Source organism: Rudaea sp. 3F27F6 (assembly GCF_005503555.1).
Classification (GTDB): Bacteria; Pseudomonadota; Gammaproteobacteria; order Xanthomonadales; family Rhodanobacteraceae; genus Rudaea.
The window spans coordinates 1,346,979-1,361,363 of the sequence record NZ_SCNG01000001.1 but is presented as its reverse complement, the minus strand read 5'-3'; the positions used below and the strand labels follow the sequence as shown (position 1 = coordinate 1,361,363).

The following is a 14,385-nucleotide window of genomic DNA, read 5'->3' as shown; positions in this document are numbered from 1 at the left end:
TCATGTTTTCGGCGCGCTGATCGGCATGCTCTGCGCGGCGCTGTTTCGCGGCGCAGGTGCCGCAGCATTGCCTTCGGGTTTCTTTCCGCGCAGCAGAAAACTTGCGGCGGCGCAGGCGAGCATGGCGATGCCGGCGAACAGGAACGCGTCGCTGTAGGCGAGGATCAGCGCGTCGCGATGCACGCCGTGGTCGATCAGCGCGAGCGCGCGCTGGCGCAGCGGCGCGAACGCGGCATCATGCAAGGCCGCCGCGCGTTCGACGTGGGCATGCGCGAACAGGCGCACGAGTTCGACGATGCGATCCTGCGCGGCCTGCGAGTACGTCGTCACCGCTTCGCCGATGCGCATCGCGTGCAGCTTCTCGCGCTCGACGACGAACTGGCCGGCGATCGCGATGCCGATCGCGCCGCCGACGTTGCGTACCATCGAGAACACGCCCGACGCCGAACCCATTTCGGATTTCTCCAGACCCTGCACGGCCATCGTGCCGAGCGCGACCACGATCAATGCTTGGCCGATGCCGCGCACGACGAGCGACGGCACGATGACGTTCGCCGCCGCGTCGAGATTGAGATGGGTGTTCATCAGGCAGCCCAGGGCCATGATGGCGAAGCCGGCGATGATCGCCGTGCGCACGCTGGTCCAGCGCATCAACGGCGGCGTCGCGAATGACATCACCAATTGCACGAGCCCGTACGGAATCATGGTCATGCCGATCTGGCGCGCGTTGTAGCCCTGCGCGTCGGCGAAGTAGTTCGGCACGAGGAAGACGACGCCGAACACGACCGCGCCGAAGGTGAATTGCATCAGGCTCGCAAGGCCGAAGTTGTAGCGGCCGAGCAGGCGCAGATTGATGAACGGATCGGCGCGGCGCAGTTCGATCGCGACGAACGCGACGATGCCGAGTACGGCGACGATCGCCGCGTTGATGATGAAGGACGCGGCGAACCAGTCCTTGCGTCCGCCTTCTTCGAGCAGGATCTGCAGCGCAGACAAGCCGATCGCCATTGCCGCGATGCCACCCCAATCGCCTTGGCGCAGTTTGCCGGGCTGAGCAGGCTGCGCGCGGATCGCCCAGGCGATCGCAGCGAGCAGGATCAGCCCCGGCGGAATCTGCAGATAGAAGATCCAGCGCCACGAGTACATGTCGGTCAGCCAGCCGCCGAGCGACGGACCGGCGGCCTGGGCGACGTTGTTCGAGATCGCGAACAGGGCCATGCCGAGCGGATGCTTCGACGGCGGCAGTTCAGTGACGATCAACTGGAACGAGAGCGGGATCAGCACGCCGCCGAACGCACCCTGCAGCGCGCGCGCCACGATCATCGTGCCGATGTCGGGTGCGATCGAACAGACCAGCGAGAACATGACGAAGCCCGCGGTGCCGACCATGAGCACGCGCCGGATCGAGAACACCGAAGCGAGCCACGCGGTCAGCGGAATGATGATGATCTCGGCGACGAGATAGGCAGTGGTGATCCATGAGCCTTCGTCGAACGTCGCGCCGAGCGAGCCGCGCACGTCGGGCAGCGAGGCATTGGTGACGTGCACGTTCATGCCGGCCATGAAGCAGCCGACCGCGCCGCCGATCACCGCGACCCAGGCGCGCAGCGAAACCGCGTCGTCGGCTTGCGCGCGTGCCTCAACCGCCGTCATGCGAATGCTGCCGCGTGTCCACAGTGGTCACCACCGACATGCCGGGGCGCAGGTCGGCGCGCCGCGCCGCATCGGCGTCGACGCGGATGCGCAGCGGAATGCGCTGCACGATCTTGGTGAAGTTGCCGGTCGCATTGTCGGGCGGCAGCAAGGCGAACTGCGCGCCCGAGGCAGGAGCGAGGCTATCGACGCTCCCACTGAGCACGGCGCCGCCGAACGCGTCGACGGCGATGCTCACCGGTTGGCCCGGCGAGATGCGGTCGAGTTGCGTTTCCTTGTAGTTGGCGACGACGTAAGCGTCTTCGGGGACGAGTGCGAGCAGGGCGGCGCCGACGTCGACATGCTGGCCGACGCGCAGGCTGCGCTGGCCGACGCGGCCGGCGACGGGCGCGACGATGACGCAGCGTTCGAGATCGAGGCGCGCGAGTTCGTGCGCCGCGGTTGCCTGCGCCAGCGCCGCACGCGCCTTGTCGAGCGCGGCGGCGATGCGGCGGCGTTCGCTCGCGAGCACGTCGAGGCGCTGCCTCGCTGCATCGGCGTCGGCGCCGGCGGCGAGTTGTGCCGCGCGGCTGCGCTTGGCCTCTGCGTCGGCAGCTTCGAGTTGCTGCACGCTGGCGACTTCCTGTTTGATCAGGTCCTGTTGGCGCCGATGTTCGAGAGCCGCGCGCTGCGCATCGGCCGCACGTGCCGACAGCGCGGCGACCGCGGCCGCGATCGCGCTGTGCTGCTGCGCCGTCTGCGCGTCGAGGTTCGCCGCGGCGGCTTCCTGCGCGGTGATGTCGGCGCGCGCAGCGGCGATCGCCGCTTCGGCCTGCTCAGCGTGCGCGCGGTAGTCGCTGTCGTCGATGCGCGCGAGCACGGCGCCGGCGTCGACGTGCTGGTTGTCGCGCACGTTCACGTCGACGAGCATGCCGGCGACGCGCGGACTGACGCTGACGATGTCGGCGCGCACATAGGCGTCGTCGGTACTTTGCAGATAGCGGCCGACGCTCCACCAGCGTACGCCGGCAACGCCGACGGCGACGGTCGCGACGGCCGCACCGGCGAAAGCGAGCGTGCGCCAGCGCGACGGCGGCGGTCGCCGCGCTTCGGTGTCGGCAGCGAGGTTTGTGGAAGCATCTTTCATGTCGGTCTCGGAGTAGGAATTCGGTCAGCGTTTCGCGTCGGCGTCGCGCACGAGCATGGCCGCGGCCACGGCAGGCGCGTCTTCCCAGCCGCCGCCTAGTGCTTTGAACAAGGTCACTTGCGCGGTGGCGACCTCGGCATCGGCGGCGGCGAGCGCGGCCTGCGCTTCGACGTCGCCGCGCTCGGCATCGAGCAGGTCGAGTGCGGTTGCGGCACCCGCTTCGCGGCCTAACCGCGCGAGGCGCACGGTGGTGTTCGACTGCCGCGCCGCTGCGTCGAGGGCGTTGCGCTTTTCCATCGCCGCGGCATACGCGGCGAGCGATTGTTCGACTTCCTTGAGCGCGGTGAGTAAGGCCGCGTCGAGGCGCGCGAGTGCCGCGGCTTCCTGCGCGTGCGCACCGGCTATGCGTGCGCGCGCCGCGCCGAAGTTGGGGAAATTCCAGGACAGAAGCGGACCGAGGCGCCAGATCGTCGACTCGTGTCGATCGAGCGCGGCGACCGTGCTCGCCGACGAAGCGCCCATCGCGCCGATCGACACCGACGGATACAGATCGGCGACGGCAACGCCGATACGCGCCGTGCTTGCGGCGAGCCGGCGCTCGGCTGCGCGCACATCGGGACGGCGGCGCAACAGCGCGGCGACGTCGCCGATCGGCAGCGGCGCGCGCAGCGACGGAATCGCGCTGCATGCGGCGGCCGCTGCAGGCACTTCGCGCGGCGGCTTGCCGGTCAGCACGGCAAGTTCGTAAAGCGCCGACGTGTGCGCCGCGGCCAGCGGCGGCACCGCTGCACGTGCCTGTTCGACAAGCGCGGCCGCACGCGCGACGTCGAGCGCCGGCGCCGCGCCGGCCGCGCGCAGTTTCGTCTTGGTCTGCCAACTGCGCGTGACCAGTTCGAGCGAACGCTTCGCCGTCGCCATGCGGAACGCGTAGCCGCAGGCATCGAGATACGCCTGCGTGGTGCGTGCGGCGACTTCGACGCGCACGCCGTCTTCGACGGCGCGCTGCGCCTCGGCGTCGGCGCCCGCGGCCTGCACGGTGCGGCCGAGGCGGCCGAACAGATCGATTTCCCAGTCCAGGTCGAAGCCGGCGTCGAAACGTTGACCGGTGCGCACCGGCTGATTGCCGAGCGCCGCGGCGAGCTGGTCGGTCATCGTGCTGCCGTAGCCAGCGCCGGCGTTCAAGCGGGTCTGCGGCAGGCGCGCGTTCTCGCGCCCGCGCAGCGCGGCGCGCGCCTCGGCGAGATGCGCGGCGGCGACGCGCAGATCGCGGTTGTTCGCGAGTGCGTCGGCGACGAGTGCATCGAGCGCCGCATCGTCGTAGAGATGCCACCAATGCGTAGCGGCCGGTGCGTTCTCAATCGCGTCGTTGTGTGCAGCGAACGAGTCCGGCAGCGCGACGGTCGCCTGTGGCGGGCGGCTCGGGCCGGCGGCGCAGGCGCCGAGCAGAAGCGCGCAGGGCAGGCTCGATGCGCGCAGACGCAGACAGGAAAAGATCGACATGACCAAATCGGACTTGAACGGGAACGGCGTTCATTGGGCCAGAACGGGGTTTGTCTTTCTGCCGCGTTTCGGACAGCATTCGTCGCATTATGGACAAACCGCGCAGCGTTGAAGATTGCCAGACGGCCCCGCGGCCGATCGCCGCGCTTGCCACCGAACACGCCGACGGCGAGCACATCGCGCCGCACCGCCACGTGCGCGCGCAGCTGATTCATGCGGTCACCGGCGTGATGACCGTGGTCGGTGCGAGCGGCAGTTGGGTGGTGCCGACCGGGCGCGCAGTGTGGATGCCGGCGCAGGCCGAGCATCAGATCCGCATCGCCGGCGACGTGGCGATGCGCACCGTGTTCGTCGATGCGCGGGCGCGGCCCGGCATGCCGGATCGTTGTGAGGTGATCGAGGTGTCGCCATTGCTGCGCGAAGCGATCGTCGCGGCGACGACGATCGCGCTCGATTATGCCGCGCGCAGCCGCGACGAGCGCGTGATGGAACTGATTCTCGACGAACTCGACAGCGCGCCACGTCTCGCCCTACATGTGCCGCTGCCGCTGGACGCGCGCCTGCGCCGTGCCTGCGAACGCATCATCGCCGCGCCGGCGCGCACGCCCGCACTCGACGCGCTCGCACGCAGTTTGCATATGAGCGGGCGCACCTTGGCGCGCGCGTTCCAGCGCGAAGTCGGCATGAGCTACGCGGCGTGGCTGCGGCGCCTACGCCTGCTATTGAGTCTGCAGCGGCTCGCCGCGGGCGCGTCGGTGCTCGAAGTCGCGCTCGAACACGGTTACGCAAGTCCGAGTGCGTTCAGCGCGATGTTCCGCCGCGAACTTGGCGTGTCGCCGAGCGGTTATCTCGCTGACGCGAAACATCCGCGTGCGGCGGAATCCGAGCGCGCTTGAAATCCGCGGCGTGGAATGGCGCTGCAGCGATTCAAGAAAATCGTGATGTTTCCTCGCGGCCGAGCTTGTTAGCGTAGTCCACGCTGATAAACGCTCCGGCGCGATGCGCCGGGCATCCCGACCTGCTGAAGGAGTCCGCCATGACTGCGCTCGCTTTGAGTCACGTTCCCTCGCTCCCATCGCTGCGCCGCGCGCTCGCATTGAACTGGTCGCGCGTCGCAGCGTACTCGGGCGCTTTTTCCGTGCACGTCATCATTGCTCTGATGCTGTTGGTGCCGCCGTTGGCCATGCAAATGCAACGTTTCGTGGCGGAAGATCGGACCGACGTCACGCTTATAGAGCCGCCGCCTATCGAGAAGCCCGAACCGAAGCTGCCGCAACCGCCGGCCAAGCCCAAGAAGGTCGAGCCGGCGCCCTCGAAGCCGCAGCCTGTACTCAATACACCGGTGCCCAATCCCGTGCCGTTCGAGCCCGCCGCACCGACGAATACGATCGCGCCGCCTTCGGACTCACCCGCACTGCAGACGCCTGTCGACAGCGGCGCTGTGGATACGGCGCCATCGGCGCTCAGCTACGGCACGCAGACGAGAATCCCTTATCCGCCAATCGCGCTGCGCAATCGCGCCGAAGGCAAAGTGGTCCTGCGCGTGCTGGTCGGCACCGACGGCAGCGTCGAACAGATCGAGATCGAGCACACGAGCGGCTCACGCGATCTCGACCGCGCCGCACGCGAGGCGGTGATGAAGTGGAAGTTCAAGCCCGGCATGCGCGGAGGCACCGCTTATTCGGGCTGGGCGCTCGTGCCGATCGTGTTCACACTGCCGCTGTGATGGCGGAGAAAAGAATCGGAGCGCGTGGCGTCACGCAACGACAAGGCCCGACGGAAATTCCGCCGGGGCCTTTGCGAGATCGAGTGACGCCACGTTTTGCGGCCGCGCCGGGTGCGCGGCCGTTTCTTTGTCAGATCGACACCGAGTCGAGTACGGCTTTCTGCTGCGCGATGCGATACAGGTTGTCGCTGACTTCGACAAAACTCTGATAGTGATCGAGCACGCCGCCGTAGACGTGCAGTGACAGCGCGGGCTGCTGCGCCGACAGATTGCGGCAGCGATGCACATAGGCCGGATCGATGAACACGGCGGCGTCGCCGGAGCCGAGCATCAGCGAGCGATGCGGCTGCAGCGCAGGCTGCTGCGGATCGCCGTCGGAGTAGAACTCCTCGACTTGCAGCGCGCCGTCGAGTACGAGTTCGATGCCCCAGAGTTCGGCGTGGTCGTGCAGCGGCGTGACGTAGCCCGGCGGCCACGCGATCAGCAGCATCGTGTAGGCGCCATCGTTCGCCGCAGCGATCAGCTGGCGCCGATAGCGCGGCGTCTGCGTCGGGTTGAAGAACGAGCTGGCGCGCGGGCAGCCTTCGGCCCAGGCGAGCTGAGTCAGCGAGTCGCGCAGTTCGCCGACTTCTTTCGGTGTGATCTCGCCGTACAGACCTTCGGTGATGCCGCGCAGGGCGCGGCTCCAGTTGGCGGCAAGGGTGATTTGCGGTTGGGACATAAAGTGCAAGTCCACAGAGTTTCGAGAGCCGCCATTCGACCATGCCCAACGTTAGCGCGGTGCTAATTCCATGTACAAATTCCATTGCACGAGCGCATATTCATAGGCCGAAAACGCATGCGCAAACATGCTGCGTACGCAGCAGAAAACCCCGCGCGGTCAAGCGGTTCGCCGTTCTCTTCGTGTTTGCACCGCACAGCGTTGCGCCGTGCGGTTGCCGTTGCGCCTTATCACCCGAAGGAATGATGAATTTTTCGGGTCAGAGATCGTCCTGCAACGTCGCCGGACCGGCCGCGATCGCCGGGTCGCTGATGCCGTCGCGGCCGTTCTCGATATAGCCGGCGAACTCGCGGCGGAAACCGCCGTCGGTGCCGTCGCTGACGATCAAGTCGTACCAGCGCAGAGACAGGCGTGCATCGAGATAGAACGGCTTGTGCTGTCCGGCCTTGAGCGTCACCGAGTGGCGCATGCCGAGATAGCCGTCGAGCACGCTGAGGTGCACGTCGGCGCTGCCGTCGTTGCGCAGATCGAGCTTGAGATGCGAACTCGTGCCCGGATGATGCAGGGTCACGTCGACATTCGCGCCGCCCGCGTTGCCCTTGTAGCGGCGCATGAAACCGTTCGGGCCGTAGACCGAGAAATCGTACTGTCCGTTCGCGGCGGCGATCGGCAGCGTGTCGCTGAGCGACTTGCCCGCTTCCACGGTGTAGCCCCACGGTCCGGCGCTGCCGGCGCCGTCGCGCACCTGGAAGAACACGCCCGCGGCGCCGGTGTTGACGAAGTCGAAGGTGAAGGTCTTGCCGTCGAGCTTGGCGTCGACCTCGAACGCGTAAGGCAGCGCGCGCGTGAGGCGCACGCCGGCTTCCTGCGTCGGCACGGCGCCTTGCACGGGCGGCGTCGGCACGTAGCTGTTGTGGCGCAGATTGTCGGCCGGCTGGAACGCGCTGACGTCGGGCAGGTGCGGCGTCGCCGAGTTCGGCGTGGAGAAGTTGAAGCACGAAGTGAGATCGCCGCAGACCGCGCGGCGCCACGGCGAGATGTTCGCTTCGACCATATCCGCATTGCCGTTGCCGAAGCGCTGCTCGATGAAGCGGATGATCGAGGTGTGGTCGAACACCTGCGAGTTGACGTAGCCGCCGCGCGTCCACGGCGAGATCACCAGCATCGGCACGCGCGCGCCGAGGCCGTACGGACCCGGAATGTATTTGGAGTCGCCGGCGAAATATTCGTTGCGCGTATCGACCGTCGATTTGCCGCCGACGCCGTTGCCCGGCGCGACCGGCGCGGGCACGTGGTCGAAGAAGCCGTCGTTCTCGTCGAAGGTGAGCAGCAGCGCGGTCTTGCTCCACACTTCCGGATTCGCGGTCAGCGCATCGAGGATCTGCGCGACGTACCAGGCGCCGTAGTTCGGCGGCCAGTTCGGATGTTCGCTGTACGCCTCGGGCGCGGCGATCCACGACACTTGCGGAAGTTTGCCCGCGGCGACGTCGGCGCGGAACACGTCGAACAGGCTGCCGCCGGTCTTGATATTGGTGCCGGTGCGCGCCTTCTCGTAGAGCGCGCTGCCGGGCTGGGCGTTCTGGTACTGATGGAAATACAGCAGCGAGTTGTCGCCGTAGTTGCCGATGTAGGCGTCGCCGGTCCAGCCCCAATAGCCGCCCGCGGTGAGGCCGTCGCCGGCGTCCTGATAGACCTTCCACGAGATGCCGTTGCGTTCGAGCCGCTCGGGATACGTCGACCAGCCGTAGCCGGCTTCGGAGTTGTCGATGATCGGGCCGCCGCCGGTGCCGTCGTTGCCGACGTAGCCGGTCCACATGTAGTAGCGGTTCGGATCGGTGAAGCTCATCACCGAGCAGTGATAGGCGTCGCAGATGGTGAATGCGTCGGCGAGCGCGTAGTGGAACGGCAGGTCCGAGCGAACCATATGCGCCATCGTCGTCGTGCCTTTGGCCGGCACCCAGTTGTCGTTCTGGCCGCCGTTCCACGCCTGATGCGCGGTGTTCCAGTCGTGCGGCGTGCCGTCGAGGAAGGTGGCGCCGAGATCGGGAACGTCGGGTCGGTACGGCAGCACTTCGCTCGCACCGTTGCTCTGCCGCCAGATCGCGCGGCCGTCGCGCTGGAACACCGCACGAGGATCGCCGTAGCCGCGCACGCCGCGCAGCGTGCCGAAGTAGTGGTCGAACGAACGGTTCTCCTGCATCAGGATGACGATGTGTTCGACGTCTTCGAGGGTGCCGGTGCGGTTGTTCGCGTTGATCGCGAGCGCGCGGCGGATGCTGTTCGGCAATGCGGCGGCAAGCGCGCCGGCGCCGGTCAGGCGCAGAAAATTGCGGCGGTCCAGAGTTGTCATCGTTAGCCTTCCGGTCGGGTGGGGACGAAACCGGAACGCGCGGGACTCCCCAGGCGCACGTTCAACGGGCGCAAGGCTAGTGGCGGAAAAAGTCAGCGGCGGGGCAGCCGCGTTTCAGTCAAATGTAAAGTTGTATACAAATTGATGACAGGTCGCACAGCCGCGCAGCCGTCCGCGTGCGAATCGATGGCGTCGCGCGCTGTTCCCGTTGTCATCGCGGCATCGGCAATTTTTTACAAAGGCCAGTCCGCGTTCGTTCAATACCCCTCACGTACCCGCTGTTAGTTTTTCGCCACGCTGACGACCAAGACGGACACGCAAGTCCGCACAGCGCATCGGGAGGACGGGCATGCGGGACGACGCGGCGATTTTCCCGAACGGGCGGGCAGGAACGTGTTGAACCTGCGCGCCCGCATCGCACGCTGGGTCATGGCGCATCGCGGTCTGACCGCGGCGTTCTTCATCGTCACGACGATCTTCTTCGCGGTCGGCATGCTGCGCGTGGAGATTCGCACGGTGTTCTCCGACCTGCTGCCGAAGGACGATCCCTACGTCCAGGTGTTCAAGAACCACGGCAATTTCGGCAATCCGTTGACCGTGACGATCATGGTCAAGCGCAAGGATGGCGACATCTACAACGCGTCGACGCTCGCCAAAGTCTGGCAGTTGACGCGCGATGCCGACCTCGCGCCCGGCGTCGATCACGACCAGATTCTCTCGATCGCGACGGAGAAGGCGCGCTACGCCGAGGCGACGCCGACCGGCATCGACATCCGCCCGCTCATGGAAGACCACGTGCCGGCGACCAAGGAAGAGATCGACGAGTTCCGTTCGCGCGTCGACCGCTCGGCCAGTGCGCGCACCTTCCTGATCTCGCGCGACGCCTCGGCGACGCTGATCAACGCCACCTTCATCGAACAGCGCCTCGACTACGGCGCGGTGTTCAAGTACGTGCAGGGCATCGTCGAAAAGGCACGCGACGCCGACCACGAAGTGTTCATGGCCGGGCAGCCGGCGCTGACCGGATGGATCTACCAGTACGAAGGCCAGATGCTGTGGATCGCCGGCATCACGATCGGACTGCTGATCCTCTGTCTCGTGCTCTACATGCGCAACGTCGTCGGCGTGGTCACGCCGATCGTGACCAGCGCGGTCGCGGCGATCTGGGGCTTCGGCTTCGTCGGCTGGCTCAAGTCGCCGATCGAGCCGCTGCTCATGGTCGTGCCGCTGCTGCTCGTCGCGCGCTCGTTCTCGCACTGCGTGCAGTTCACCGAGCGCTATTACGAAATCTACGCGCACGTGAAAGACCGGGTGAAGGCGGCCGAGATCACGATGAGCGTGATGATGGCGCCGTCGGTGCTCGGCATCTTCACCGACATCGTCGGCATCTTCCTCATCGCGGTCGCGCCGATCCCGGCGATGGAACGCTTCGCCCTGTTCTGCGGCTTCTGGGCGATCTGGCTGATCCCGACCGGCGTGTTCCTGATCTCGCTGCTGCTCGCGTCGCTGCCGGCGCCGAAGAACGTCGACCGCCTGATTGGCAAGGGCAAGCCCGGCGGTCTCGACCACGGTTTCCAGGCGCTGCTGCGCGGCACGGCGAAGCTGTCTTACGGCCGCGTCGCGCCGGTCTCGGCCGTGCTCGCGGCGATTCTCGCGGTCGGTGCGACCTATACGTTTCTGCAGATCAAGATCGGCAATCCGGTCGAAGGCAGCGATCTGCTCTGGCCGATCGCCGAATACAACCGCGGCGTATCGACGATCAACGAAAACTTTCCCGGCGTGAACACGCTCGAGATCGTTCTCGAGTCGAAAGACCAAAAGCAGGGCAACCGCCTGATGCACCAGGCCGATGCGATCCTGACCATGCTGCGCCTGCAAAGTCTGATGGAGCAGGGGCCGAATCCGCCGCGCGCGACGCTGTCGTTCGGCGACTACCTCATGGAAGGCAACCGCCTGTTCGCCGGCGGCAATCCGAAATGGCTGCCGCTCGACGACACCGATGCGGCGGTCAACGCCGCGGCGAACGCGGTGCTGGTCGGCACGAGTTCGAAGGCGTACTCGAACGTGATCGACTTCGACCAGCAGAACGGCACGGTCTCGCTTTGGTACAAGGACAACCGGCAGGGCACGGTCGATGCGGCGCTCGAAGCGGCGCGCAAGGCAGTCGAGACTGTCGGTGTCGATCATCCGACCTTCAAGGTGCTGCTCGGCTCGGGCACGATTGCCCTGCAGCAGGCGATGAACAACGTCGTCGAGAAATACCACTGGATCATTCTCGGCCTGCTCAATCTCGCCATCTTCCTCGGCTGCAGCTTCGCCTATCGCTCGTTCGTCGCCGGCATCATCCTGCTGATCCCGGTCAACTGCGCCAACTTCATTCTCGGCGCCGGCATGCATCTGATCGGCATCGGCCTCGACATCAATTCGCTGCTCGTCGCCTGCGTCGGCGTCGGCGTCGGCATCGACTACGGCATCTATCTGCTCTCGCGCCTGTGCGAGGAGTACCACGCCCACGAAGGCGACTGGGGCCGCACGATCACCGCGGCGCTGACCACGACCGGCAAAGCGATCATGTTCACCGCAACGATCATGGTGATCGGCATCCTGCCCTGGTACTTCCTGTCCAGCCTCAAGTTCATGGCGAACATGGGCCTGCTGCTCGTGCTGACGATGGTGATCAACATGGTGCTCGCCCTCGTCCTGCTGCCGCTGCTCGTCTATCTGGTCAAGCCGAAATTCGTCAGCCGCACCGACCTGCTCGTCGGCGAAGGTGTCGATCTGTCCGCGTACACGGCCGACGACGAGGAGGTCGACGGCGTCGGCAAGTCGGGAACGGCGAAAGCATGAAGCTTTATTCGCGAATGAGTTGAACGATTTTTCACTGCGCGCCGCCGCGCGCGTCCACGGCGCAAGCCGGATCCGCAACGAGGAGGCACTATGCACATCAAGAAATTCGATTTCGACTACGGCCGCAGAATGCTGCTGCAGAAGGCCGCCATCGGCGCCGGTGCGGGCGTGCTGGCGCCGCTGTGGTCGCATATCGCCAACGCCGCCGACGCGAGCAAGGCGTATCCGGACGAGCTGCTGCACATCGAAGCCTTCACCAAGGGCAAGATCAAGGTCGGCGATGTGATCTCGGCCGACAACGTCGATGTGGTCAAGGATCTGTTCGATCCGATCACCTACAAACAGATCAAGACGATGGGGCGCAAGATCAACATCATCGAGCCGCCGAAGAGCGTGGCCGAGCTGTTCCCCGCCGACTATCTCGAAGTCACGCTGAAGAACAAGGGCAAGGCCAAGTTCGACGCCAACGGCAACGTCGTCGACGAAGCCGGCAATCCGTGGATCGGCGGCCTGCCGTTCCCCGACGCGAAGACCGGCGAGGAAGCGATCGCCAACCTGACTCTGTCGTGGGGCCGCCACGACTACAGCCAGTACGCGATCCGCCAGTGGGACATGGACCCAGGCGGCGACCAGGCTTATCAGTACGACTTCGTCTGGGCCGAACTGCAAGCGCAGGCGCGCACCGACGGCAGCGTGTTCCAGAACCGCAAGGACCTGTTGCGCCTGCAGTCGGTGTGGTTCACCGGGCCGCAAGACGTGTCGGGCACGTCGTTCCTCAACACCTGGTATTACGACCAGCGCAAGTTCCCCGAACTCAAGGGCTACCTGCCCGCGTTCAAGCGCGTGCGCGACTTCCCGACCAACCAGCGCTTCGAGCCGCTGCTGCCCGGCGTGACCTGGTTCCTCTCCGACGCCTGGGCCGCGGGCGATCCGATGCTGACTTGGGGCAATTACAAAATCGTCGAGCGCCGGCCGTGGCTCGCGCCGGTGTCGGGCAACTGGCGCGGCTCGAAGCCGAACTGGGAAATCCCCGCGCACGGCGGACCGAAAGGCAAGACCTTCTTCGACTCGTATTTCTCGCTCGTGCCCGAGTGCATCGTGCTCGAAGCCGAGCCGGTCGGTTATCCGCGCGCGCCGGTCGGCAAGAAGCGCGTCTGGATCGACGTGCGCAACCAGCTCGCCAATTCCTACATCACCTTCGACCGCCGCGGCGAAGTGTGGAAATCCTTCGAGGGCGCCTACGGTCGTCTGCAGGACGGCGGCGCGGTCGAGAAGGACGCCAAGGGCAACGTCGACTGGTCGTGGGCCTACTATCTGAGCCACGACTCGCAGACCAACCGCATGAGCCGCGGCTGCCACACGCAGTCCTGCGCGGGCGGCTACAAGTCGCTGCTCTCGGCCGGCAACGTCGACGTCTACAACAAGTACCTCACCGTGCAGGCGATCCAGCGCCTGGGCGCGGCCTGATCGCCATGCCGCGCATCCGCCTGCTCGCTCTCGTCTGCGCCACCGTGCTCGGCGGCGCCGCGCACCTCGCCGCCGCCGCGGAACCGGCGGCGGTGGAGACGACTCTGGTCGCCTCGGGCACGGTGCATCAGGCGCTGTTCGCGATCGCGTTCGCCGGTGCCGGCGGCGTCGCGGTCGGCACGGCCGGCGACATCCGCGAGAGCAGCGACGGCGGCAAGACCTGGAAAGAAGTGAAAGCACCCGTGCCGGCCTCGTTGTTCGGCGTCGCGGTCGACGGCAATCGCGCGATCGCGGTCGGACAGAAGGGCGCGATCTTCGTGCGCGACGACAAGGGCGCATGGAGTGCGGCGACCTCGGGCAGCCAGGAACGCCTGCTTGCGGTCGGCATGCACGCAGGCACCGCGGTCGCGGTCGGCTCGTTCGGCGCGCTGCTGCGTTCCACCGACGGCGGTGCGCACTGGGAATCGGCCGCGCCGAAATGGCAGGACTATTCGGCCGACGGTGCCGATCCGAATCTCTACGCCGTGCACGTCGGCGCCGACGGCACGGTCGTCGTTGCCGGCGAATTCGGCATCGTCGCGCGCTCGACCGACAACGGCGCGACCTGGGAAAGCAAACACAAGGGCGCGGCGACGCTGTTCGGCCTCGATATGGCCGCGAACGGCACGGGCTACGCGGTCGGCCAGGACGGTGCGGTGATCAAGACCGCGGACGGCGGCGCGACCTGGAACGACCTCGACACCGGCATCAAGACCAACCTGCTCGGCGTTGCGGTCGCCGCGGACGGCGCGATCTACGCGACCGGCATGCACGAGATGTTCGCCGGCCGCGACGACGGCAAGCCGTGGCAGCAACTGAGCGGCAAGGGCACGCAGGGATTGTGGAACACCGGCCTCGCCGCCGTGCCGGGCGGCAACGCCGCGATCGCGGTCGGCCAGACCGCGCAGATTCTGAGATTGGGGAAATAGACGCCGGGACGCGGGCCGGCGCGCGCG

10 protein-coding genes are annotated in these 14,385 nt (G+C 66.6%); 5 read left to right on the top strand and 5 right to left on the bottom strand.

The window, feature by feature from the left end:
- From FFS30_RS05805 to FFS30_RS05795, 3 genes are read right to left on the bottom strand one after another with little or no spacing between them, the layout of a single operon-like run.
- On the bottom strand, positions 1-1,653 hold the full coding sequence (locus FFS30_RS05805) for an MDR family MFS transporter (RefSeq protein WP_137912127.1): 1,653 nt from the start codon (positions 1,651-1,653) through the stop codon (positions 1-3).
- Positions 1,640-2,779, bottom strand: coding sequence for an HlyD family secretion protein (locus FFS30_RS05800; protein WP_137912126.1), 1,140 nt, complete (start codon positions 2,777-2,779; stop codon positions 1,640-1,642). The genes FFS30_RS05805 and FFS30_RS05800 overlap by 14 nt, the downstream gene beginning before the upstream one ends.
- A 24-nt stretch (positions 2,780-2,803) precedes the next feature.
- Positions 2,804-4,279 (bottom strand): TolC family protein, encoded by a 1,476-nt coding sequence (locus FFS30_RS05795; protein WP_137912125.1) that lies wholly within the window; start codon positions 4,277-4,279, stop codon positions 2,804-2,806.
- An 89-nt stretch (positions 4,280-4,368) separates the two neighbouring features.
- Here FFS30_RS05795 and FFS30_RS05790 point away from each other — a divergent pair, with 89 nt between their 5' ends.
- Together FFS30_RS05790 and FFS30_RS05785 are read left to right on the top strand one after the other, a co-directional pair.
- Entirely contained in the window at positions 4,369-5,175 is an 807-nt protein-coding gene (locus tag FFS30_RS05790) for a helix-turn-helix transcriptional regulator (RefSeq protein WP_137912124.1), read from the top strand.
- Positions 5,176-5,315: 140 nt separating this feature from the next.
- A complete protein-coding gene (locus FFS30_RS05785; protein WP_137912123.1) occupies positions 5,316-6,005 on the top strand; it encodes an energy transducer TonB in 690 nt (229 codons plus the stop codon).
- Between the two features lie 130 nt (positions 6,006-6,135).
- Here the strand turns inward: FFS30_RS05785 and FFS30_RS05780 are convergent, their stop codons facing one another.
- Together FFS30_RS05780 and FFS30_RS05775 are read right to left on the bottom strand one after the other, a co-directional pair.
- The gene (locus FFS30_RS05780; protein ID WP_137912122.1) at positions 6,136-6,726 is read right to left on the bottom strand and encodes a cysteine dioxygenase family protein; all 591 of its coding nucleotides are present in this window, start codon (positions 6,724-6,726) and stop codon (positions 6,136-6,138) included.
- Between the two features lie 259 nt (positions 6,727-6,985).
- The gene (locus FFS30_RS05775; RefSeq protein ID WP_137912121.1) at positions 6,986-9,076 is read right to left on the bottom strand and encodes a phospholipase C, phosphocholine-specific; all 2,091 of its coding nucleotides are present in this window, start codon (positions 9,074-9,076) and stop codon (positions 6,986-6,988) included.
- Positions 9,077-9,472: 396 nt separating this feature from the next.
- On the opposite strand from FFS30_RS05775, the gene FFS30_RS05770 reads away from it, so the two are divergent.
- The 3 genes from FFS30_RS05770 to FFS30_RS05760 all read left to right on the top strand — a co-directional run bounded on the left by FFS30_RS05770 (position 9,473) and on the right by FFS30_RS05760 (position 14,358).
- Positions 9,473-11,923, top strand: a complete 2,451-nt coding sequence (locus FFS30_RS05770) for an MMPL family transporter (protein ID WP_212742409.1) — start codon at positions 9,473-9,475, stop codon at positions 11,921-11,923.
- 90 nt (positions 11,924-12,013) lie between these two features.
- Complete coding sequence (locus tag FFS30_RS05765) at positions 12,014-13,390, top strand: DUF1329 domain-containing protein (protein ID WP_137912119.1); 1,377 nt, start codon at positions 12,014-12,016, stop codon at positions 13,388-13,390.
- A gap of 5 nt (positions 13,391-13,395) precedes the next feature.
- A complete protein-coding gene (locus tag FFS30_RS05760; RefSeq protein WP_137912118.1) occupies positions 13,396-14,358 on the top strand; it encodes a YCF48-related protein in 963 nt (320 codons plus the stop codon).
- Positions 14,359-14,385: the final 27 nt, after the last annotated feature.

Bases quoted from the DNA above. Each gene is read 5' to 3' on its own strand.
- FFS30_RS05780 (WP_137912122.1), bottom strand. From the start codon at position 6,726: ATGTCCCAACCGCAAATCACCCTTGCCGCCAACTGGAGCCGCGCCCTG.
- FFS30_RS05800 (WP_137912126.1), bottom strand. From the start codon at position 2,779: ATGAAAGATGCTTCCACAAACCTCGCTGCCGACACCGAAGCGCGGCGA.
- FFS30_RS05765 (WP_137912119.1), top strand. From the start codon at position 12,014: ATGCACATCAAGAAATTCGATTTCGACTACGGCCGCAGAATGCTGCTG.
- FFS30_RS05795 (WP_137912125.1), bottom strand. From the start codon at position 4,279: ATGTCGATCTTTTCCTGTCTGCGTCTGCGCGCATCGAGCCTGCCCTGC.
- FFS30_RS05760 (WP_137912118.1), top strand. From the start codon at position 13,396: ATGCCGCGCATCCGCCTGCTCGCTCTCGTCTGCGCCACCGTGCTCGGC.
- FFS30_RS05805 (WP_137912127.1), bottom strand. From the start codon at position 1,653: ATGACGGCGGTTGAGGCACGCGCGCAAGCCGACGACGCGGTTTCGCTG.
- FFS30_RS05775 (WP_137912121.1), bottom strand. From the start codon at position 9,076: ATGACAACTCTGGACCGCCGCAATTTTCTGCGCCTGACCGGCGCCGGC.
- FFS30_RS05790 (WP_137912124.1), top strand. From the start codon at position 4,369: ATGGACAAACCGCGCAGCGTTGAAGATTGCCAGACGGCCCCGCGGCCG.
- FFS30_RS05785 (WP_137912123.1), top strand. From the start codon at position 5,316: ATGACTGCGCTCGCTTTGAGTCACGTTCCCTCGCTCCCATCGCTGCGC.